The sequence below is a fragment of the Tildeniella sp. genome, from assembly GCF_059505325.1.
The window spans coordinates 27,033-46,239 of the sequence record NZ_JCACKI010000038.1; the positions used below are offsets into that span (position 1 = coordinate 27,033).

Annotated in this window: 22 protein-coding genes and 1 pseudogene; 9 read left to right on the forward strand and 14 right to left on the reverse strand. The window is 51.5% G+C overall.

Translation table 11 applies throughout. The features are described 5' to 3' along the window. Positions 1-124 precede the first annotated feature (124 nt). Genes AC5JO6_RS14375 through AC5JO6_RS14390 form a run of 4 tightly spaced genes read right to left on the reverse strand, consistent with a single transcriptional unit; the run spans position 125 to position 3,203 of the window. Positions 125-1,243, reverse strand: a complete 1,119-nt coding sequence (locus AC5JO6_RS14375) for a SpoIID/LytB domain-containing protein (protein WP_496081752.1) — start codon at positions 1,241-1,243, stop codon at positions 125-127. 4 nt (positions 1,244-1,247) lie between these two features. Continuing rightward, positions 1,248-1,910, reverse strand: coding sequence for a DUF2301 domain-containing membrane protein (locus AC5JO6_RS14380; RefSeq protein ID WP_496081753.1), 663 nt, complete (start codon positions 1,908-1,910; stop codon positions 1,248-1,250). A gap of 41 nt (positions 1,911-1,951) precedes the next feature. Further along, on the reverse strand, positions 1,952-2,830 hold the full coding sequence (locus AC5JO6_RS14385; RefSeq protein WP_496081754.1) for an SAM hydrolase/SAM-dependent halogenase family protein: 879 nt from the start codon (positions 2,828-2,830) through the stop codon (positions 1,952-1,954). A 7-nt stretch (positions 2,831-2,837) separates the two neighbouring features. Further along, the gene (locus AC5JO6_RS14390; protein WP_496081755.1) at positions 2,838-3,203 is read right to left on the reverse strand and encodes a hypothetical protein; all 366 of its coding nucleotides are present in this window, start codon (positions 3,201-3,203) and stop codon (positions 2,838-2,840) included. A 387-nt stretch (positions 3,204-3,590) separates the two neighbouring features. Between AC5JO6_RS14390 and pirA the strand changes: the two genes are divergently transcribed. Then, entirely contained in the window at positions 3,591-3,746 is a 156-nt protein-coding gene (gene pirA / locus AC5JO6_RS14395) for an arginine synthesis PII-interacting regulator PirA (protein WP_496081786.1), read from the forward strand. A 251-nt stretch (positions 3,747-3,997) separates the two neighbouring features. Here the strand turns inward: pirA and AC5JO6_RS14400 are convergent, their stop codons facing one another. Beyond that, positions 3,998-5,650, reverse strand: a complete 1,653-nt coding sequence (locus tag AC5JO6_RS14400) for a peptidase M15A (protein ID WP_496081756.1) — start codon at positions 5,648-5,650, stop codon at positions 3,998-4,000. A 141-nt stretch (positions 5,651-5,791) separates the two neighbouring features. On the opposite strand from AC5JO6_RS14400, the gene AC5JO6_RS14405 reads away from it, so the two are divergent. The 3 genes from AC5JO6_RS14405 (at position 5,792) to AC5JO6_RS14415 (ending at position 7,743) form a co-directional block, all read left to right on the forward strand. Next, complete coding sequence (locus AC5JO6_RS14405; RefSeq protein ID WP_496081757.1) at positions 5,792-6,607, forward strand: HAD family hydrolase; 816 nt, start codon at positions 5,792-5,794, stop codon at positions 6,605-6,607. Positions 6,608-6,671: 64 nt separating this feature from the next. Further along, the gene (locus AC5JO6_RS14410) at positions 6,672-7,211 is read left to right on the forward strand and encodes a shikimate kinase (RefSeq protein ID WP_496081758.1); all 540 of its coding nucleotides are present in this window, start codon (positions 6,672-6,674) and stop codon (positions 7,209-7,211) included. A 388-nt stretch (positions 7,212-7,599) separates the two neighbouring features. Further along, positions 7,600-7,743 carry a hypothetical protein gene (locus AC5JO6_RS14415; RefSeq protein WP_496081759.1) on the forward strand — a complete coding sequence of 48 codons (144 nt, stop codon included), beginning with the start codon at positions 7,600-7,602 and terminating at the stop codon, positions 7,741-7,743. Between the two features lie 165 nt (positions 7,744-7,908). Here the strand turns inward: AC5JO6_RS14415 and AC5JO6_RS14420 are convergent, their stop codons facing one another. From AC5JO6_RS14420 to AC5JO6_RS14430, 3 genes are all read right to left on the reverse strand, one after another. After that, complete coding sequence (locus AC5JO6_RS14420; protein ID WP_496081760.1) at positions 7,909-8,805, reverse strand: metal-dependent hydrolase; 897 nt, start codon at positions 8,803-8,805, stop codon at positions 7,909-7,911. Positions 8,806-8,995: 190 nt separating this feature from the next. Continuing rightward, positions 8,996-9,910, reverse strand: coding sequence for a branched-chain amino acid transaminase (locus AC5JO6_RS14425; protein WP_496081761.1), 915 nt, complete (start codon positions 9,908-9,910; stop codon positions 8,996-8,998). A gap of 25 nt (positions 9,911-9,935) precedes the next feature. Beyond that, the gene (locus tag AC5JO6_RS14430) at positions 9,936-10,400 is read right to left on the reverse strand and encodes a protein tyrosine phosphatase family protein (protein ID WP_496081762.1); all 465 of its coding nucleotides are present in this window, start codon (positions 10,398-10,400) and stop codon (positions 9,936-9,938) included. Positions 10,401-10,533: 133 nt separating this feature from the next. Between AC5JO6_RS14430 and AC5JO6_RS14435 the strand changes: the two genes are divergently transcribed. Beyond that, entirely contained in the window at positions 10,534-10,776 is a 243-nt protein-coding gene (locus AC5JO6_RS14435) for a hypothetical protein (protein WP_496081763.1), read from the forward strand. A gap of 19 nt (positions 10,777-10,795) precedes the next feature. On the opposite strand, the gene AC5JO6_RS14440 is transcribed toward AC5JO6_RS14435, so the two are convergent. Further along, positions 10,796-11,527: a hypothetical protein gene (locus AC5JO6_RS14440; protein WP_496081764.1), complete on the reverse strand. Its 732-nt coding sequence runs from the start codon at positions 11,525-11,527 to the stop codon at positions 10,796-10,798. Further along, positions 11,416-11,988 (reverse strand): pantetheine-phosphate adenylyltransferase, encoded by a 573-nt coding sequence (coaD, locus tag AC5JO6_RS14445; RefSeq protein ID WP_496081765.1) that lies wholly within the window; start codon positions 11,986-11,988, stop codon positions 11,416-11,418. Before coaD ends, AC5JO6_RS14440 begins: the two co-directional genes overlap by 112 nt. A gap of 372 nt (positions 11,989-12,360) precedes the next feature. On the opposite strand from coaD, the gene AC5JO6_RS14450 reads away from it, so the two are divergent. Then, positions 12,361-13,173: a hypothetical protein gene (locus AC5JO6_RS14450; protein WP_496081766.1), complete on the forward strand. Its 813-nt coding sequence runs from the start codon at positions 12,361-12,363 to the stop codon at positions 13,171-13,173. A gap of 47 nt (positions 13,174-13,220) precedes the next feature. Here the strand turns inward: AC5JO6_RS14450 and AC5JO6_RS14455 are convergent, their stop codons facing one another. The 4 genes and pseudogenes from AC5JO6_RS14455 to AC5JO6_RS14470 all read right to left on the reverse strand — a co-directional run bounded on the left by AC5JO6_RS14455 (position 13,221) and on the right by AC5JO6_RS14470 (position 15,970). Then, a complete protein-coding gene (locus AC5JO6_RS14455) occupies positions 13,221-13,979 on the reverse strand; it encodes a YdcF family protein (protein ID WP_496081767.1) in 759 nt (252 codons plus the stop codon). Between the two features lie 113 nt (positions 13,980-14,092). Next, the gene (locus tag AC5JO6_RS14460; protein WP_496081768.1) at positions 14,093-14,584 is read right to left on the reverse strand and encodes a GNAT family N-acetyltransferase; all 492 of its coding nucleotides are present in this window, start codon (positions 14,582-14,584) and stop codon (positions 14,093-14,095) included. A 25-nt stretch (positions 14,585-14,609) separates the two neighbouring features. After that, positions 14,610-15,254 carry a GIY-YIG nuclease family protein gene (locus AC5JO6_RS14465; protein WP_496081769.1) on the reverse strand — a complete coding sequence of 215 codons (645 nt, stop codon included), beginning with the start codon at positions 15,252-15,254 and terminating at the stop codon, positions 14,610-14,612. Positions 15,255-15,368: 114 nt separating this feature from the next. Then, positions 15,369-15,970 (reverse strand): annotated as a pseudogene (locus AC5JO6_RS14470) (MiaE family protein). Positions 15,971-16,091: 121 nt separating this feature from the next. Between AC5JO6_RS14470 and AC5JO6_RS14475 the strand changes: the two are divergent. From AC5JO6_RS14475 to AC5JO6_RS14485, 3 genes are all read left to right on the forward strand, one after another. Then, positions 16,092-16,403, forward strand: coding sequence for a DUF6464 family protein (locus tag AC5JO6_RS14475; protein WP_496081770.1), 312 nt, complete (start codon positions 16,092-16,094; stop codon positions 16,401-16,403). Positions 16,404-16,491: 88 nt separating this feature from the next. Continuing rightward, positions 16,492-18,066 carry an anthranilate synthase component I family protein gene (locus tag AC5JO6_RS14480; RefSeq protein ID WP_496081771.1) on the forward strand — a complete coding sequence of 525 codons (1,575 nt, stop codon included), beginning with the start codon at positions 16,492-16,494 and terminating at the stop codon, positions 18,064-18,066. Positions 18,067-18,717: 651 nt separating this feature from the next. Continuing rightward, entirely contained in the window at positions 18,718-19,194 is a 477-nt protein-coding gene (locus tag AC5JO6_RS14485; RefSeq protein WP_496081772.1) for an RNA recognition motif domain-containing protein, read from the forward strand. The last annotated feature ends 13 nt before the right edge of the window (positions 19,195-19,207 follow it).

A 19,207-nucleotide genomic window follows, 5' to 3' on the forward strand; every position in this document is an offset into this window, starting at 1 on the left:
CCGAAGCACTTTTGGGAAGCAGGAAGGCGGAAAGAGTTGCTAGTTGCTAGTTGTTAGTTGTTAGACGAAGCTTGCGGTCAGCAGTCCTACTCCCCACTCCCGACTCCCGACTCCCCACTCCCCACTAATCCTTATCCTCTTCAATCCGCGCTACGCCTGTCTTAGGGTAATAGTTGCTCAAAATTTGCTTATAAGAGTAGCCTTGCTCAGCTAGTGCCAGTGCCCCTAATTGACTCATGCCCTTCCCCTGAAATGCCTCAGCCACAATGTCATCAGATGCAGCATAAAGCGATTCAACAATGCCGCCACGGTAGCTAACGAACTCGCCTGCTGTAGCATCAACCGCCTGACTGGTTGTAGCCGCTTCGCGATCGGTACCGCTGTAGACCTGATAGTACTCTGTTGCACCCATATGAAAGAGTGGGCTAACAGGCTTGAAATAGTAGGTCAAGGCATAGGAGCGAGCGGCAACTGCCTGTGCCTTGAGTGCCTCCATTTTCCAACTGGGGGACACTTCACTGGCGACCACACTGTAAAGGTACTGTCGCATATTGATGTGGTTGACACCCCAAAGCTTACCGTCAGTTGCAACCAGCAGAAGCCGTCCACGGTAGGTACGATTGCCCAATTGAAACACGCTACCAGGAGGGATTTCCAACCAAACCGCTTCGGGTAGCTGCCATTCACCGAAGCGAATCGATTGACCATCAGGCTGAGCGCTATAAACGCTGCCAGGCGGCAGTTGATGTAGTATTTGCCCTTTCTGATTCAGTAGGAGGGCACCCGTTGGTGCACCAACGCTGACAGAGGGCTGTCCTTCAGCGATCGCAACATGCATTTCAATCAGAGCATCGACCGACGATCCCAAGGCTCCAAAAGCCGCTTTTGCTTGTCGATTGAGAGCTTTCTGCTGTTCAGTCAAAGCAGCGGGATCGATCGGTTGGAGAGACGGCTTAGCGGTCGGCTTTTGGGTTGTCTGTGGCGCTTTGCTAGGAGTCGCTGATGGAGAGGGTGTGATTTCTGTTGTTGGTGTAAGAGCAACAGTGCTGGATGGACTCGGTGCTTGAGTCGCAAGCTGTGCCTGTTGACGACTCACGGCAATACCCAGAAGTGACAGCACTCCCACAAGCGGAATCGCAACCCAGGCGATAGGCTTCATCCATTTCAACCGCGTTGCTTCTGGCTTATCGTTGGGCTTCATGGGCGATCGCTCCCTTTCTCGCGCACCTTGATTGCGAAGCATGACATCACGACGCATCTACTTTGGTGAGCCGTTGCTGCTTCAGATAGGCAAACACGCTCTTATCACCAATATCTGGCGGCAATGGTTGAATGACCTTACGCACGGCAAACACCAGGAACAGCGCTGCCCAGAGCGCTAGTATCCCCTGTTCTAATGCTAACGGTAGCCAAACGACGAGATGCCCCAACAACAGCAACGGCACTAATGGAGTGAGCAGTTTTGCTTCTAGCCGATTAAAGCAAACTGCTTCTTTGAAGAAAATGCCCGTTAAAGCAGCAAAAGTAAAGCCAATGCCAAGAATACTCAGCGGTTGATTGTAGACCGTAAGCGCAAACGGTTCGGGGTAAAAATGACCGATCGCAAAGGCGGAGACACCCCCAATCACCCAAAATGCTTGCAATGCCCGATGTAACGTCACCATGTAGATGTGAATCATCAGCAAGCTGACACCAAGCGCTAAACAAAACCCTGTATACAGCAGCGTCAGCCAAGGCAAAATCACGGGATTCTCTGGTTGCCCCAGCACTAACCCAACCCCGATCGCAAAACAGAGCGCGGCTGCCATTAAGCCAGCACGATAAATGACGACTCCCCGGCGATCGTCGGGCGTAATCGTGAAGTCTCCAAACTGTCCCTGGTAAATTTCTGGCTCTAATAGTTGCGTCATAGCGTGAAGAGTTTTGACTGTAAGTTTGCTCCAACCATCGACTACCGACTACTCACCACTACACATACCGGATCATGCCAACCTAAATTGAGTTTAGCCTGAGCGCTGCCGCCATTGACGGCAATTTCAACCCAACCGTGACTCCCAACGAGCGCCAGTAAGTCTCCAGGCGTGCTGTTACTGTACGTTTCTCTACCTGCAAATAGGGTGCCATTGCTCAACAGCCACCAGCGCTTACCCCGCACCTGAGCACCTGAAATCGTTGTAATCAAATTGCCAAAGTGGTCGATCGCCTGCACATAGCCCACTATCTTGTCACCGTGAGGAATGCTTACACCATCGAACTCTGTTACAAACTGCGATCGCTCAACATCGCTCCACGTTTCAGGCTGACTACATTGGGGCACGTCGAGCAACACCAACGTTTCGGGTGCAATGCTCGTGCCTAACTGGTCTAGCGGTACTCTACTCGCAAGATGGGCACCCACGGGTGCAAAGATGTCGCGTCCATGAAAAGTGGCGCTTGGCTTGGGTGTGCGCCAGTACAAAGGCTCAGTCAGCTCAACCGCTGCAATGACAGGATGAGCATTGATGACACCACTGAAAAGTCCATTGTCTGGTCCAACGAGAAAGCCTGTAGGATGAGCGGCATCTTCGCCAACCGCAAGAGCGATCGCGCGTCGAGTGCTACCGACACCCGGATCAACCACCGCGACATGCACAGTACCGACTGGAAAGTAAGGATAGGCAGTCATGAGCGCAAACCGAGCGAACGCAATATTTTGCGGTGGAATTTGGTGGGTTAAATCGATGACAGTCAGCGCTACATTTACCTGCGCGATCGCCCCTTTCATGATGCCCACATAGCTATCGCTCAAGCCAAAATCGCTGAGGAGGGTGAGAAGCCGATGCTGCGCCATACGTCGCCTACGCGTTAATTGGCACCATTTCCCAGCTAGGGGCGTTCCATTCAGGCACCCGGCGATCGCTGGATGAAGCAAACGATCGAACGTGCTCCATTGATTCTAGTTCAACGATCGCCTCGATTGACTGATAGACAGCGTGCAGCGCTTCTTCCAGAGTTTGGTTCGGTGCAATAAAATGACCGTAGCGGAGGGCACACTCACGGTTTCGATCCGCAGGGTGATACCAGTGAAGCCACAAGCCTTTATCAACGCGCTCTCTGAAGACGCGGCTCAAGAAGATTTCCCATCCCAGATAGAGGGTAATGGGTTGAGCCGTCATTGCAGCAGACATATCGACCTTTTGAACGGTTGCACGGGGAGTTCGCATCGTTCGCCACCACGTATGGTTTATCTAACACGTTTAAGGATCGCTCAATGCACCGGATTGCGCTAACGACAGCCTGTCGAATCAACGCCTTAATTACACAATGCCTTAACCAAGGCTGTTTTATCTCTATCAGTAGTTCGATTTCACATCCATCCAGCGACTCTCCGGACGCAGCGTTGGGAGTTTCTAATTTTTTCTTTCAATACAGAAGTAAGCTGCCCAACCCGTAGAGCGTGTGTTGTCAATTAACGCAAAGCAAGGCATGCCAGGTTAGAGACGCGATCGCATATCGTTAAATTCCGTATCGTAAGCTACCGTTTAGCTTTGTGAGTGTTAGAATTACGCTTAGGATTTAGTACCACATCTCACTTTTAACTAATGTCTAACATGAACAGAAACCGTCAGGAAAGCGCAACACAAGCGTCTCAAACGCATCGCGTAAACATGCAAAAAAACTTGCAGCGCCGCCTGGAAACCGCCAGAGCAAAAGGCGATGAAGCACTCATTCGTCTGCTAGAAGCAGAAGCAAACTACATTGGCTAGGCAAGGTCTTGACTCAACGAGGCGATCGTTGCGTGGACGATCGCCGCGCTAAAGAGAGCCAAAAGCTCAGACCTCTCTGCAAAACGTCTTTAAAGAAGTCAGGGTCGATCGAACAATCGACCCTGACTTTTGCGTTAAGAGACGTTCGGCATGATAGCTGAACCGATGTAGAAGCGACATTTACAAGAAAGAGATGAAGGCAACTTAGTTGCAATTTGCATTACGCCTGTAGATTAGGAACTAAAGTAAGCTCATACTTGCCATCGTGCTCGATCGCCGCGACCATCAACATAGCAGAGACAGGGCGCGTGAGCAGAGTACCCTAAACCGCCTGTCCACCAAGGGTCTAAAAACCAGTAGAGCTGAGCACCTGTAAGTCCTTCGCAGTAGAAAGTCAGTGCATCACCCAGCAGGTGACGACGAGACAAAATGCCTGGGATTTGAGCATTACCATCGGCAATCACGTACCAGCTTGTGACATGAAACGGACGGCTAAGTCGATCGCGTGCTTGCTGTATCAGTTGGGCAAGATGGACGATCGCATCGACTACTGCCTGATTGGGCGGCATCTGTAGCCCCCCACTGGTTGCTTCTGCCCAAATAAAGCTGCCGTTGGCGATGATAGGAGCATAAAGCTGTAGCGTGTTAGGAGTCCAGCGATCGGGGCGAGTGGACGGAAGGAGCGGTGATGGTTTTGGCGGAGCTTCGGGTGTGTCCCGTCGCGCTGTTGCCATCTGCCGCAGATCGCTGAGAAGCGACTGAAGGGCTTGTTCGGGTGTAGCCAGCGATCGCCAAAGCTGAGTCAACCGTAGCAGGGCATCACGCTGTATGTCAGTGCCCTTGTATGAGACAGGCAGGTAGCGAACAAAGTCCAGCAGTGACTGGTCAAGCTGAGCAGCCGCATGAGTGATGGCAGTTTGATCGGGCGTTGCGGTGGTAAACAGATCGGGGTTGATGCCCAAAGCAAGCAGGGTTGCACTGCGGCTCTCTAGCTGGTGCCAGAGGCGAACGGTTTCAACCAGTGCATTGCGCTGGTCGCCTTTGCCTTCATACGTTGGGGGCAGGCGCTGGACGATCGCCATCAACGCTGCATCAATGCTGTTGAAATTGAGCGAGGGCAAAAGAGGCTGAGCAAGCGCGGCGATCGCAGCCTCCCGCGAATCCAACTGCTGCCAAAGTTGAGTCAGGCGCAGTAATGCTTCTCGCTGGTGAGGATAGCCAGCATAGGTTGGAGCAAGGAGCGGCAGAAAGCGACGTAAAGCGGTATCCAGTTCAGCCTCTTCGATCGCGGCAGGGTGCTCAACGCCTAGCGCAGCGATCGCAGCCTCACGACTATCCAGTTGATGCCACAGGCGAACCAGTTCTAATAATGCACCGCGCTGGTGTGGCAGGCTGAAATAGCAATGAGGCAGGGGTTTTAAAAAAGCAAGCAGTGCTGCATCGAAATTAGCAAACGTAACAGGTAGCTGAGTTGCTTGAGCGTCAGTCCTTAAGTCATCGCTATACGCCTGAAGTAGTGCCACTTGATCGCAAGCTTCTAAGAGCGCCGCCGCCGGATCGCTGATGGGTGCAGTGTAGCCTGCGGCGATCGCCTCGATCAACCGATCGGTGTAGCGCCCCTGGTCGATATGCCACAGTTCTGCACTGTTCCAGCCGTCAGCGATGAGGCTATTCGTGAGACTACGCACTGTGCTAGCGGCGTACTGTACCTGTGCAGAAAAAGTATCCACCTGTTCTAAGGTCATTTGATTTGCAGGAGCAATACCCAAGCCTGTCTCGCCATCAGTCAAGACTGGCTTGGTTTGTACCTGATAAAGGGCAGCGAGGATGGCTTTGTGGATACCTGCTCGCGCGGCTTCCTGAGTATACAGACTATGGCGCTGGTCAGGGGTGAGTTGTCCCATGATGGAGAGAGGGGTGAGGAGAGAGGAGAGAGGAGAGAGCAGGGGGAGTTTTAAGTTGATTCTCCCTTGTCTTCTAGCTCCTTCTCGCAACTACAACTAACAGCGAACAACGGTTCCAACTCAAAACTCAAAACGTTTCCCATGCTTCATTCTTCACCAGCGATGCCATTCCTACCGTTATCACAAGCCTTTTCTACCGTTGATCTTACATCTGTGCGGCTGGTAGCAACGGATATGGACGGGACGTTAACAACAGATGGAAAATTCACACCCGCGCTGCTACAAGCGTTTGAGCAACTGGCAGCAGTAGGGATTCAGGTGCTCATTGTAACGGGACGATCGGCAGGTTGGGTCAGCGGGTTGGCTCATTATTTGCCCGTTTGGGGCGCGATCGCTGAAAATGGCGGCTTGCTTTGTGCTGGAGAGACCCTTTCAGAAGCGCTACTCGTCCCGCTTTCAGACATCACACAGCATCGTCAACACCTGGCTGCAATGTTTCAACGTCTGCGTACTACTTTTCCGGCACTGCAAGAGTCCAGCGACAACCGTTTTCGACTGACAGATTGGACATTTGATGTACAGGGACTGACAATCGCTGAGCTTGAGCGTCTCGATCGCCTTTGCCAAAGTTACTCGTGGGGCTTTACTTACAGTACGGTGCAATGCCACATCAAATTGCGATCGCAGGACAAGGCGACTGGTCTACTCACCGTTTTGCAGCAATACTTTCCTGACTACGCAGCCGAACACGTGATCACAGTTGGCGACAGCCCTAACGATGAGAGCTTGTTTGATGCCAATCGATTTCCGCTCTCGGTGGGTGTGGCGAATGTGCTGGATTACCGCGATCGCCTGGCGCATCAACCTGCTTACGTGACGAGCGCAGCCGCCGGAGAGGGGTTTAAAGAATTAGCCCAACTGCTTTGCCAGTTCGGTAAGCGTGAGACGCTAACGTGAACGGTGCTAGGGATAGCGCGATCGCGGTATTCTGGCGACAGCAACGTGGTATGAGCATTAACGCGTGAATGATTTCTTAAAAGGTACCAACCTCTACTTGATCGGCATGATGGGGTCAGGCAAAACAACGGTAGGACAACTCCTGGCAACGGCACTGAACTACCGTTTTTTTGATACTGATGCCGTCATTGAGCAGGTAACGGGACTATCGATTCGTGAGCTTTTTGCCCAGTCAGGTGAGGCAGAGTTTCGCCAGCTAGAAAGCCAGGTTTTAGCTGAACTGGCACCCTACACACGGTTAGCGATCGCCACAGGTGGTGGTATTGTCCTCAAGCGTGAGAACTGGGGCTATCTGCGTCATGGCATTGTTGTGTGGCTTGATGTTCCGGTTGGGCAACTTCAGGCGCGTCTACAAACAGACGACACGCGCCCCTTGCTACAAGACACCAATCCAGCCGCTAAGCTTCAGGCACTTTTAGAGGAACGACAGCCGCTTTATGCTCAGGCAGATGTGCGCGTCAGCTATCAAGCAGAGGAAACGCCAGAGCAGTTGGCTCAGCGGGCGATCGAGCAAATCAAGCAAGCGCTCAAACCAACCTCATAACTTTAGATGCAGCCTCAGATGCTTCGTCCAGAGCCTTCAGAGTGAGGCAAGCAACTGATTGTTAGACCTGAGATCAATCGAGCAACTCTGGGCATCCTATATTTATCGAACATTCACGAAAGCTTAACTACTGCTTTAAGGGCAAGCCTTTAAAATCATTCTGTATGCAATAGTACAGAATATTGCTCGGGCATAACTGTAGCAAAGAGTCGATCGTGGGTGACAGCTTCATCCGTGGAGCTAACAGTGCCTGTCAGCACCTTTGCTATGCGTCAACAGCATCGATCGCTTGCGTTAGCTGCATCTTATGCTACAGATTATGCCCTGAGACAGACATAGTCGGACCGAGTTTTGCTTCAAAGTACTTACAGCGTGGATCAGGAATCGTATGAAAAGTAAAGCTGAAAACGAACAAAACAAGGCTGCTGAATCGATTGGCAGCAACACCACCGAGTTTAATTTTGATTTGTGGGCAAAGCAGGTTCGCCCCCAACTTCTTGCTTCACTACACAAGCGGGGAGCGCGTTACTAACTGCTTTATCGGTCGATCGCGTCAATCACCGCCCCGTTTCGAGTAGATGAATCAAGGTGTGGCATCGATTACAGCGCCCTTTGACTAGCCTTCTCATAACGAAAAGGTCGCCAAAGGGCATGATCCCGTTTAGACAGAGCCGCGCCAAAGAGGGTATTCCTTTCTTTAGAGCTTCAGTACTTCACCCACTTTCATCGTGCGAAACTGGCTTTTAACACCCTGTTGCTGCAATGCTTGAGAGAATGCCTGCGGGGTTCCTGGCAGGTTGAAAACGCCATAGTGCATCGGTATGACCGTTGTTGGATTAACTAGCTTGACCGCCTCGGCAGCCCGTTGGGGACCCATCGTAAACTGATCGCCAATGCAGGCAAGCATTAAGCTTACTTTCCTAAATCGAGGAATAAGCGCCATATCTGAGAACAGATCGGTATCGCCTGTGTGATAGATGACAGGACCATTCTTAACGCTAATCAAAAAACCCCCAGGATTGCCTGCGAATGTGGCAGGGCTACCGTCAGACGCGACCGAAGAACTGTGGATGGCTGGAATGAACGCAACCTTCACTTCACCATTGAGCAAGGTGAGTTCGCCCCCAAAGTTGCCCTGTGTCTCAACCGTGACTAGATTTTTGGGATAACCGCTGGAAGCAACGATCGCTTGTCCCAGGTCAAACGTGCTGACAAGCTTTGCGTTCGTTTTCTGACCAATTTCTACTGCATTGCCAAGATGATCAAAGTGACCGTGGGTAACAAGGATCAGGTCAACCTGCTTCAGGTTTGCTAGATCAGCTTTGCCATTGGGGTTGAGCGGGTTTTCAAGCCAGGGGTCAATCAGCAGCACCTTGCCGGATGGGGTTGTCAGCTTAAAGGCAGACTGCCCATACCACAACAGTTGTGTATTGCTCGTTTGAGCCTTAGTGGCGCTGTGTAGCCCGAATAGCACAACAGTCAAAATAACCGTCACAAGTGCAATGCCCGCCTTGAGCGTATGCTGCCGCATCCAGTTCCATTGAGTCATGTTGATATCCTTTACGTGAGCGATCGCAGCTTTAGGGCGCATCATCAATTAGCTTCAAAACCTTGCGGTATCAGCATAATCGCGCCCGCCCCAACATACCAGGCTAGGGGCTGGAACCCTTGCTGCAAGTCATGGGTCGTTGTAATTGGTGACAGCCCCTAGTGACGTGACCGCCATTACGCAGTCAGACCTGGCTCCAGAGAGACTTTATCACTTAATCCAGTGATCGTTGCTGTTAGTCAAACGCGATCGTATCGACCCAATCTTGATACTGCGGATCGCGCTTTTCGGTAATGGCAATCAGCATGGTTCGTAAGCGTTCGGTAAGCGGGCGATCGCTCGGCAGCGTATAATTCTCGACGCGCTTTACAGGTGCCACTTTCGCCGCTGTTCCTGTGAGAAACACTTCATCAGCAATGTAGAGTTCAGATTTATCGACTGGACGCTCGATCGTGGGAATGCCCAGATCCTTTGCCAGCGTCAGCACACTATCACGGGTAATGCCTTCCAAAATGTCTTGATCAAACCCAGGTGTAATCAGTTGCCCGTTGCGAACGATGAAAATATTCATCCCGGAGGCTTCGCTGACCTTTCCCTGCGCGTTGAGCATAATGGCTTCATCAAAGCCTGACTCCGCCGCTTCAGTTTTGGCGAGGGCAGAGGCAATATATGCGGCTGTAATTTTGCCGCGCAACGGCATACTGTTGTCTGACTGCCGCTGCCAGGAGCTAATGCGACAGCTCACACCCGTCGGCGACAAATAGTCATCCATTGCCAAGCCGTAGACCAGAAGACTTTTTTCCACCTGGTGCAGCCTGGGCGCAATGCCAAGTCCAGACGTGTAGACAAGGGGACGAATATAGAACGGACGTGTCGGACGATTTTTTTGGATGAATTCAACAATCACTTGCTTAATCGCGCTGCTGGGCAACTCGTAATGGAGAAAACGAGCGCTTTGGCTCAGGCGATCGCAATGGCGCTCCAGCCGAAAGAGCAAAATCTGGTTGGCGTTATGGGGGTCAGGAATGCCTCGCAAGCCACCAATCGCTCCCGTACCATAGTGCAAAGCGTGAGTTGCGATCGAAATTTTTGCCTCTGTAAAGGGCATAAATTGATCCTGAACATAGGCGATTGGTAAAAAAGTATCCATGAGTCTAAGGGATGGTTGGAAAAAGCTAGTGCTGTTGATAGTACTGCACGACCTGCGCTATGAACGCCTGCCAGCGATCGTTCGGTACCCAAAGCTGATGCAACGTTTGCGTCGCTGCCGCTTCATCAACCCCTTCGTATAACCGTCGATAAAGATATATAAACGCTGAAACTCTCATATTCAGGGCACAGTGAACAAAAACGGGCGTTCCTGCGTATGCCTGCATAACGCTAAAAAACTGCTGCACATCCGCCAGTGTTGGCTCTTCCCAAACAACCGGGATGTGAATGTACGTCATATCCTGCGCTTCGACTAACACCTGCTCATGTGGTAGAGCGTTGGTCGAGCTTGGCAGCGCGAGATTGATCACCACACGATAGCCCGCCTCAGCGATCGCAGCAAACTGCATCTCGGTTGGTTGCCCTGCGGTGGCGATGGAGTCAGACACTTTGAGGAAATGATGGATCTGTGCGATCGCGGCATCAGCCATGACAGTTCTAGTTTTGCTTACAAAGGCTTTTTGTTTGGAGCAAGATTGTGCAAAGACTGTTGACTTTACAGGATGAATGGGTACATTAAGTGGAGATTTAATCGACCATTTATGCAGCGTTTGGCATCCATCTATGGGTAGAAAAAAGAACCGCTCTGTTTTCACTTTAATTCTGGCGTGTAGTGCTGCTGGAGTCATTTTAGGCGGTACTGCAAGCTGGGCAGACAGCAAAAGTTGTTTGCAAGAGGCAGCGCCATCTGCCCAGTGCTTAACAAAAAGCCCCGTCACCCGAACGATCGAAGGGATGAGTGTAGGTTTGGTTGCAGGGCTAGGAGCCGCATTGGGTGCGGTTTGGCAAGCGAAACGGGCAAGCTAAGCAGCGCATACAGGATCACTTATGTCTTCGCGCGATCGCCTTTTGCCCCTGGCGATCGCGTCTGCGTACTACTGGTATTTGCCTCTCTGACACGAGGCGGTGCTTCCGGTTGAAGTTGTTGTCGCCCGTTACGTACCACACGCATCATTTCGCTGAGCTGTCGCTCCATTTCTTGCAGTACCCGGTCGGCATATTCGTCTGCGCCTGCCTGAATTTCCTCACATTCTGCGATCGCTAACCGCTGCATCTCTTCTAAATCCTGCTGAGCCTGACGACGCATCCGTTCAATTTCGGCGATCGTCTGTGCCTCAGCCGCTTCACACTCTTGCTGCACCTGCTGTCTCATTTGCTGCGCCTCGATCTCTGCCTGGCGCAAAATGCCCATTTCGTTGAGAATTTGTGCCGCTCGGCGCTCGGCATTTTCAACGACTTCTTGAGCGTATTGTTCCGCTTGGAGAAACAGCTCATCTTTTTGGCGGGCGATCGCGTCCGCTTCATGAAACGCCTCAGGCAGACTCAACCGCACCAGATCAAGCTGCTCTAATAATTGCTCTTCATCGACCCATGTCCAGCGTGTCATGGGCACACGCGGGCTATCGAGAATGATTTCCTCCAGCCGATTTAATTCCCGCTGAATGTCTACACTTCCCGATCGGGGAGACCCTCCATGAAGGGTGCCGTTCTGGGAAGCTCCTGCGTTGGCGCTAAGTCCGTGGTCTGGGCTGATGCTGGAGGAATCTTGGCGAAGCATTGGTAAATATCTACGGCGACATGTTTTGGAACAAGATGATCGATCGCACCGCCAAATCTGGCGATTTCCTTTACTAGGCTGCTGCTGAGAAAACTGTACTCATTCGACGTTGCCAAAAAAACGGTTTCAATCTGAGCCGAGAGTGTTTTATTAGTATGAGCCATTTGCAGCTCCATCTCAAAGTCAGAGAGAACTCGTAAACCTCGAAGTAGAGCAGTTGCACGTCGCATCTTGGCATAGTTAATCGTTAACCCATCAAAGCTATCGACTTCGAGATTAGACAGATGAGGCGTGGAGCGACGGATTTGTTCGATTCGCTCTGGCACTGTAAACAGTGGCGTTTTGTTTGGGTTGCGTAAGACCGCTACGATCACCTGATCAAAGAGCTTACAGCCTCGCTCAATAATGTCGAGATGCCCCAAAGTGATGGGATCAAAGCTACCAGGATAAATCGCAAGCACGGACAGTGACCAACGCTACTGAGGCGATTATAAAAGCAAATGTTGCAGACTTAACCAGGTACTGCTTAACCAGCACAATCCAGTAAGCGTTGGTTCTGAGAACCGGAAAGGCTCAGCGACTGTGAGTGATGTCGTATGAATGATCCCAGCCATAAGTTTTACTACTTTACCAGACTAATATGATCTCATCAAAAATTATCTGGGTAAGGCTGAGAGTACGATCGCAGCGTCTCAAAAAGCTGAAGCCTTTGTTTTTTGCTACGCATAGTTTGATAGGCATAGCCAACGTTCAGCGGGAGGAGAGAATAGGGAATAGAACATGAGGGTAGTGTTGTTAGTCACAACTGTTGCAAGCGTAAGAGGGCGTAAGCAGTGATTACTAGAGCGGTTTTAACGGGTACGTATACTCCCGATCCAGCTAAGGTTGAGGCAGCGATGGCAGCGATCGACGCGTTTGAGCAATCCAGCGCTCCCGGTGCGTGGGCATTTTTGGACAAAGCGACGATCGCTGCTGACATGCGAGCACGTGTACAAGATCCCTTTCAGGTCAATCAAGGCGGTCAGCCGTTTTGCGGTCCGGCGGCGGTGCTCTTTACGCTGCTCCAAAAACAGCCGCTCCGCTACGTCGAGATCTGCCGCAGCCTTTTTTTTGTCGGTGGCTTTCAAGGCAACAGCCACTACATTGCGTCGTCCGATCGCCTGCGACAAGGCAGCAGTGGCAATTTACAGATGGGTCAGGCAGACTGGATGGTGCTATCAACGCTGCGTGATGTCGAATCGATCCTTTTTCCAGTGGAACCGAATGCTCCCGACATCATTCGTAATCTGGCTGGTATGACTAAATCCTGGGAAATGAAAGGCTGGGTGAAAGAAATTCTCGGCTACAGCCATGTCGCTTACGATCACGCCTACCTGATGAATGACATCAGTGCGATGCAGGACGCAGCAGCGGCAATCAAAGCGGATGGCGTGGCGTTTGCCCTCATTACTGCTGACGGCATGTTGGGTAATAACCCACCGTTGCTACCGTTTCCTAGCCATTGGATTACGCTATTGGGCAATATTGCCGTACAGAGCGATCCAGTAACATTTGATATTTACACCTGGTCACAGCAGCTCCGCCTGACAATGGATGCGCAATCGTTTAAAAAATACCTCTGGGCAACCGTGACAGGAATGCCGTAAGGTCGCAAGTATGATGAAGGTTTGGTGTAAAGACGGAGGCTTTTCGCTTATGACCCGACGACGCGACACTGTTGGTTGGTAATTTGCTGTACAACCTCTGCTGAAGGCTGTTCCAGGGTTCGGCGCTCTTGCTTAAGTGTCGTCGGATAGAGAGCAAGGAAAAGGTACTCACGCAGCAGCAGCATGGCACGCTGAGGGCTGGTCATCTGGGTGAAGAGTGGACTGGCAGAGGGAATGACCTGAAAGCCAACCTGTTCAAAGATGAGGAGCGATCGCCATAAATGCGGTACATCCGTCACCAGGAGAATTTGCTTCACACCTTGAGGTTGCAGTAGGGCTTTCGTAAACACAGCGTTCTCCCAGGTCGTTCTAGAGCAACCTTCACCGCCAATCTTTGCAGCCGGAACGCCTTTTGTTCGCAATAGCTTTGCAAGTTCAGGGGCATCATTGATACCGCTGGCAAAAAGCACGGGTGCCCTCTGGTCTAACCAAAGTTGTGCAGCAATGTCTGCACGAGCCGAGTTGTGTTCATGTCCGCGCCCCAAAATGACGATCACATCAACCTTTGCCCCGGTATCGTGTGGCAGCGGACTCCCAATCCCGTACGTTGCCAGTGCGACAAAAGGTGGTGAGATGATGATGAGATAGCCGACGAGTAGGGCGATCGCATAGGTTCTCACTCGACTTAGCCAGCGGTTAGACCGAAAGACCCAGGATAACCCAATGAAAAGTAGTAAGAGCAGCACGATTCGTACAGGGTCGCTGAACCATTCCACCCAGAACCAGGAAAGACGAATTGAATCCATGTGAAGGTGGGGCGTGGGGAGGCGGAGGCGGCGGAGGGGGCAGGGGAGGCGGAGGCGGCGGAGGGGGCAGGGGAGGCGGAGCGGGCAGGGCAAAACTCAAAACACAAAACTTCTTACTCCTCACTCCTCACCTTCTTGAGGTACACCCGATCGCACCGTTCCGTTTCCACACCTGTTGCTGCTTTGTAGCCGCTGCTCTCGTAAAGCTTGACAGCTTCAGCGAGAACGCTGGCAGTTTCGATCCAGATTTGCTCGAAGTTGCGGGTGGCGATCGTGGACTCTAACGCTTCTAGCAAAAAGCGTCCTAACCCCTGACCTCTGGCTTCTGGCAGTAAATACATTTTGCGGATTTCAACGGCATTTTGTCCGCGTTGGATGGGGTAATAGGCTCCTGTACCAAGCAACGTACCGTGTTGTTCAATCACCCAGAATTCGCCGCCAACCGCTTGATAGTAGGTCTCAACTTGAAGCACATCGCGATCGGCACCCTCCGGTTCCCAGCCTAACCCGTACTCTGCTAGAACGGAGCGAATAACTTCGGCAGCAAGGCTGCGATCGCCAACCATCCAGTCCCGAATCAAAAAGTCTTTGTAGCGTACTTGCATACATGAAAAGTTGGCATGGCATCGGTCAGGCTTGCTGGGTTTGCTCCCGAATGACCGCACTCCAGTCATCGTTTTTGACTGCTGCCTCTAGCGTTTGATGCCGCTCTGCCTCATGTTGATTGTTAGGGACTTCGCGCGATAGATCTGCGTCAGCCATTGCTTTGCGTAATTTAAGTTTCTTTTCTTCATAGGCTTGGCGTTCTGCTGGAGACATAGCAGCGATCGCGGCTTCACCCACCGTACTTGCCCAAAGCTCACTTGCCTCAGCATTGCCAGAGGGCACGTAGCCTAATTGGGCAATCCAGGCATCTCGCTGCTGTTCTAAGACATCACGCCTGGGCACTTTAAAGATTTGTACCTGAACAAAGGCACACGTGTCAGCGCCTAGCTGTGCTGTATGACCCTTGAGCGACAGCGCTACGTTGCGGGAATAGCCAACATAACGAGTGCGGCGATCGCGTCCCGAAACCGCATAGACACCAACCACTTTGGCGTTGCCAGCCCGATTGCACCACTCTTCCAGCGGCATCACTTGAGCCGTCGTATCCACGTTGGCAGCGGTAGTCACTGTTGCTGTGTGCTCATCTTCGGAGCTGTAGAGAAACCCATGCAGACCCTGATGGCTTTCAGGTACGTTTTGATGTTCGATCGCAGTGTTTTCAGCGTTCACTCTATCTTGCCCTCATTGAGATTGCTGCCCTAGGCTTCGATTCATCATTATCTGTCGGTCTGCTGCCCAATTGATCCGTTTTGCTTGGTTGTTTTCTTTCAGCATCGCTGTGGCTTAGCTGTGCATTCTGGGTTCAGGATGCAGGTGCGTCAATACTGGCTTTCAACCGTTGCCAGTGTTTCTAAGCGTTGATCCACTACAGAGCGATCGAAAAAGGTGGTTGCAAGTACCCAATAAACCCCGTAATGTCGTGCTTCAGATGCCATTAACCCTCGATAAAATTTCGCCAAGGCAGGCTCTGGGCAGTGCGTACCTAAGAGTCCAAGCCGTTCGTGGCTGCGTGCTTCGATCAAGCCGCACACCAGCAGCGAATCTAACAGGCGATCGGGTTCTTTGGCACGAATCTGCTTGTTCAATCCGGCACCATAGGGAGGAGAGGCAAGCGGAGCCAGCGGAATGCCCCGTTGTTCTAAAATTTGGTTAACCTGTTCAAAATGCTCCAGTTCTTCTTGAGCTATGGCTGTCAGCGATCGTACCAATTTCACATGCGCCGGATAGCGAAACATCAAATTGACCGCAACGCCTGCCGCCTTACGCTCACAATGGGAATGATCCAACAAAATGGTATCAAGATGGGTTAGCGCCTGTTCAAGCCACTGTTGAGAGGTTGGTTGTTGTAAAAACTTGATCGTTGTTGGGTTCGCCGAAAACACCATCTACCGAAATCACCCTCTAAAGTTGAGTTATGAGCACATCTGCACAGTCTATACATCTGCACAGTCTATCAAGACAGCCGGGTAGTGTTGCAAATTGCGGTTAACCATTGACAGATAAGCTATGTTAGAAGCGCTCTTCATCGTTGCGATCGGGCTGATTCCAGTGATTCTCTCATGGTTGTTGATGCGTAAAGCAGAGGCACACCTGAGAGCCAGATTGCGTACAGCCATGAATGCTTCAGCGTCTCATCGCTTGAGCCGCTTTTACGGTTCTCCTCTCTCTGCCGATCATCAGTATGTTGAAGGCATTGGCTACCTCATCGGCGACATTACCTGCCGCTTTAATGCCCGTTCTGCCCATCTCCGCTGCGCTATCAATCCCTCAGGACCTTGTAAGCAATGTCCGCATTATGAGTCGATCGAGTTTAACTAGAGGATGATGAGAAGCGGAGTAGTCAGGAGTCAAAATCACCCCAAGCCTCAAAGCTGCTCTGCCTTGCTCTCCATCTCCCCCTTCCCTTATGGTTTTTCCTACCTTCCCCGAATTCTCCCAACTCGCTACTCAGGGTAACTTTGTCCCGGTTTACCAGGAATGGGTTGCGGACTTAGATACGCCTGTATCTGCCTGGTATCGCGTGTGTGCGGGACAGCCTTACAGCTTTTTGCTGGAGTCGATCGAAGGGGGTGAGCAATTGGGTCGATACAGTCTGCTGGGCTGCGACCCGCTTTGGATTTTGGAGGCAAGAGGTAGCTGCACGACCCAAACGCATCGGGATGGCTCAGTGCAGGTTTTTGAAGGTGATCCGTTCGTAGCGCTTGCCAATTGTCTGCAACCGTATCGTCCGGTCAAATTGCCACAGTTGCCACCGGGTATCGGAGGCTTATTCGGCTTTTGGGGCTACGAACTGATTCATTGGATTGAGCCGCGTGTTCCCATTTATCCGGCAACTGAGGCTGATTTGCCGGATGGTTTGTGGATGCAGGTGGATAACCTGCTGATTTTTGACCAGGTTAAGCGCAAGATTTGGGCGATCGCCTACGCTGACCTGCGCGATCCCAACACTAATCATGAAATTGCCTATCAGCAAGCGTGCGATCGCGTCGCACAACTGGTCAACAAACTGCAATCACCGCTATCAGAACAGGCAGTGTTGCTGGAATGGACACCGCCAGGAGTGAGTCGTCAGCGGTCAGCGGTCAGCGGTCAGCCGTTAGCAGCAACACTCGACACCGCTCCTCTATATACCAGCAACACGACTAAAGAGCAATTCTGCGCCAATGTTGAAAAAGCTAAAGCCCACATTCAAGCGGGCGATATCTTCCAGGTTGTGATATCGCAGCGGCTTTCGGCAGAGTACAGTGGCGATCCCTTTGCGCTCTATCGATCGTTGCGGTTAATTAATCCCTCCCCTTACATGGCATACTTCCACTTTGACCAGTGGCAAATTATTGGTTCCAGCCCTGAGGTGATGGTCAAAGCAGAACTTGCGCCCGCTCCAACTGAGCCACTCATAGCCACTGTGCGACCGATCGCGGGTACCCGTCAGCGTGGTAAAACCTTCCAGGAAGACGTAGCCCTTGCCGCCGATCTGCTGGAAGACCCCAAAGAAGTGGCTGAACACGTGATGTTAATTGACCTGGGACGAAACGATTTGGGGCGGGTTTGCGTCAGCGGCACGGTCAGCGTCGATGAACTGATGGTGATCGAGCGCTATTCGCATGTGATGCATATTGTCAGTAACGTCGTAGGCAAACTTGCTCCCAGCAAAACCGCCTGGGATCTGCTGAAAGCGTGTTTCCCCGCGGGCACTGTTAGTGGAGCACCTAAAATTCGGGCGATGGAGATTATTCACAGTCTGGAAACGTGTCGTCGAGGACCCTACTCTGGTGCCTATGGTTACTATGACTTTGAAGGACAGTTAAATACCGCGATCGCCATTCGCACAATGGTTGTCCGCTCTCAGGGTGATAACAAGCACAGCGTCAGTGTGCAAGCAGGCGCAGGACTCGTCGCCGATTCGCAGCCCGAAGCAGAATACGAAGAGACTCTGAATAAAGCAAGAGGCATGTTGGAAGCCATCCGATGTCTGGAATAAAGCCCATTCTTTCCACACTGCACTAAACTTGAGCTTGCATCGCCTCATCATAAATGTTACATTTCTTTACAAGACGTTAAGCGTGACAAGTTACCCTGTGCGATTAGCTCACTGCATTCAGCTACGGTCATAAACTGCATCTACGCCTTTGGCTCTATTAAGGTGTTGCACATGATTCCACCGTTAACCTCACTGCATGATTCGATCGGGATTTTCGATTCACTCTATGGGGTCGTTGAACGATAGGAGTACCAAACAGTAGAAATGTGAAGCAACTGCCTTGGGGAAATACTACTTAGGTCATAAATCTGCCGTAACCCTACTTGCGTCTTACCGACCGTGATACCTTAGTGAGTGGCATACGTGTTCTCGCGCAGACATCGAAACAATTTGCCTATCTTAGACTCTCCGGCAATGATTAAAGATTCGTGCAATCATTTAGCTCCAGGCTTCTCGCCGTCCGGTGTAAGCGCCATCAGACTTGGGACGGTGAATGGAAATGTCCCACTTGGTGCGCCACATTGTCTAGTTTGTTTTAGGGAAAAGGCTGGGCTACTTTCAGAGTCAAGTTTTGATGCTCTGTCTAGCGCAACGTTTGGTTAGTGTGCACAAGCATGTCTGTCGGAATCACAGTTTAGAGGTATCGTTCCCATGTCTATTCGTCTCTATGTCGGTAATTTGCCTGAAGACCTGAGTCGCCAAGAGCTAGAGGCGGTTTTTGCTGACGAAGGCGATTCGCTTTCAATCAAAATTATCACCGATCGTAAAACAAACAAGTGTCGCGGTTTTGGGTTCGTCACCGTCAACAGCGAAGAGAAAGCAGATGAAATCATTGAAAAGTTCAATGGCTATCAGCTTAAAGAAAACGCTCTAAAAGTTGAACGGGCACAGCCACGAGCTAAGGACACAGCAGACGAAGATTCGCCTGCTCCTAGCGCTCCTGTACCTGCTGGCACTGCTTCTGGTGGTGCACGGCGCAAAGGCAGCGGCAACAGCGGCAGTAACAATAAGTCACGCCGTGCGGGTGCGACTCAAGCCGAATCTGACAGTGTGCAACCAGACCCTCGTTGGGCACAAGAGTTGGAAAAGCTGAAGCAACTCTTAGCCGCTCAAACAACCAATACTTAATGCACAGTGGCAC

Excerpts from the sequence above, each read along its gene's own strand:
- AC5JO6_RS14375 (WP_496081752.1), bottom strand. The coding sequence starts at position 1,243 with ATGCTTCGCAATCAAGGTGCGCGAGAAAGGGAGCGATCGCCCATGAAG.
- AC5JO6_RS14380 (WP_496081753.1), bottom strand. The coding sequence starts at position 1,910 with ATGACGCAACTATTAGAGCCAGAAATTTACCAGGGACAGTTTGGAGAC.
- AC5JO6_RS14385 (WP_496081754.1), bottom strand. The coding sequence starts at position 2,830 with ATGGCGCAGCATCGGCTTCTCACCCTCCTCAGCGATTTTGGCTTGAGC.
- AC5JO6_RS14390 (WP_496081755.1), bottom strand. The coding sequence starts at position 3,203 with ATGCGAACTCCCCGTGCAACCGTTCAAAAGGTCGATATGTCTGCTGCA.
- pirA (WP_496081786.1), top strand. The coding sequence starts at position 3,591 with ATGAACAGAAACCGTCAGGAAAGCGCAACACAAGCGTCTCAAACGCAT.
- AC5JO6_RS14400 (WP_496081756.1), bottom strand. The coding sequence starts at position 5,650 with ATGGGACAACTCACCCCTGACCAGCGCCATAGTCTGTATACTCAGGAA.
- AC5JO6_RS14405 (WP_496081757.1), top strand. The coding sequence starts at position 5,792 with ATGCTTCATTCTTCACCAGCGATGCCATTCCTACCGTTATCACAAGCC.
- AC5JO6_RS14415 (WP_496081759.1), top strand. The coding sequence starts at position 7,600 with ATGAAAAGTAAAGCTGAAAACGAACAAAACAAGGCTGCTGAATCGATT.
- AC5JO6_RS14420 (WP_496081760.1), bottom strand. The coding sequence starts at position 8,805 with ATGATGCGCCCTAAAGCTGCGATCGCTCACGTAAAGGATATCAACATG.
- AC5JO6_RS14425 (WP_496081761.1), bottom strand. The coding sequence starts at position 9,910 with ATGGATACTTTTTTACCAATCGCCTATGTTCAGGATCAATTTATGCCC.
- AC5JO6_RS14430 (WP_496081762.1), bottom strand. The coding sequence starts at position 10,400 with ATGGCTGATGCCGCGATCGCACAGATCCATCATTTCCTCAAAGTGTCT.
- AC5JO6_RS14435 (WP_496081763.1), top strand. The coding sequence starts at position 10,534 with ATGGGTAGAAAAAAGAACCGCTCTGTTTTCACTTTAATTCTGGCGTGT.
- AC5JO6_RS14440 (WP_496081764.1), bottom strand. The coding sequence starts at position 11,527 with ATGCTTCGCCAAGATTCCTCCAGCATCAGCCCAGACCACGGACTTAGC.
- AC5JO6_RS14455 (WP_496081767.1), bottom strand. The coding sequence starts at position 13,979 with ATGGATTCAATTCGTCTTTCCTGGTTCTGGGTGGAATGGTTCAGCGAC.
- AC5JO6_RS14460 (WP_496081768.1), bottom strand. The coding sequence starts at position 14,584 with ATGCAAGTACGCTACAAAGACTTTTTGATTCGGGACTGGATGGTTGGC.
- AC5JO6_RS14475 (WP_496081770.1), top strand. The coding sequence starts at position 16,092 with ATGTTAGAAGCGCTCTTCATCGTTGCGATCGGGCTGATTCCAGTGATT.
- AC5JO6_RS14480 (WP_496081771.1), top strand. The coding sequence starts at position 16,492 with ATGGTTTTTCCTACCTTCCCCGAATTCTCCCAACTCGCTACTCAGGGT.
- AC5JO6_RS14485 (WP_496081772.1), top strand. The coding sequence starts at position 18,718 with ATGTCTATTCGTCTCTATGTCGGTAATTTGCCTGAAGACCTGAGTCGC.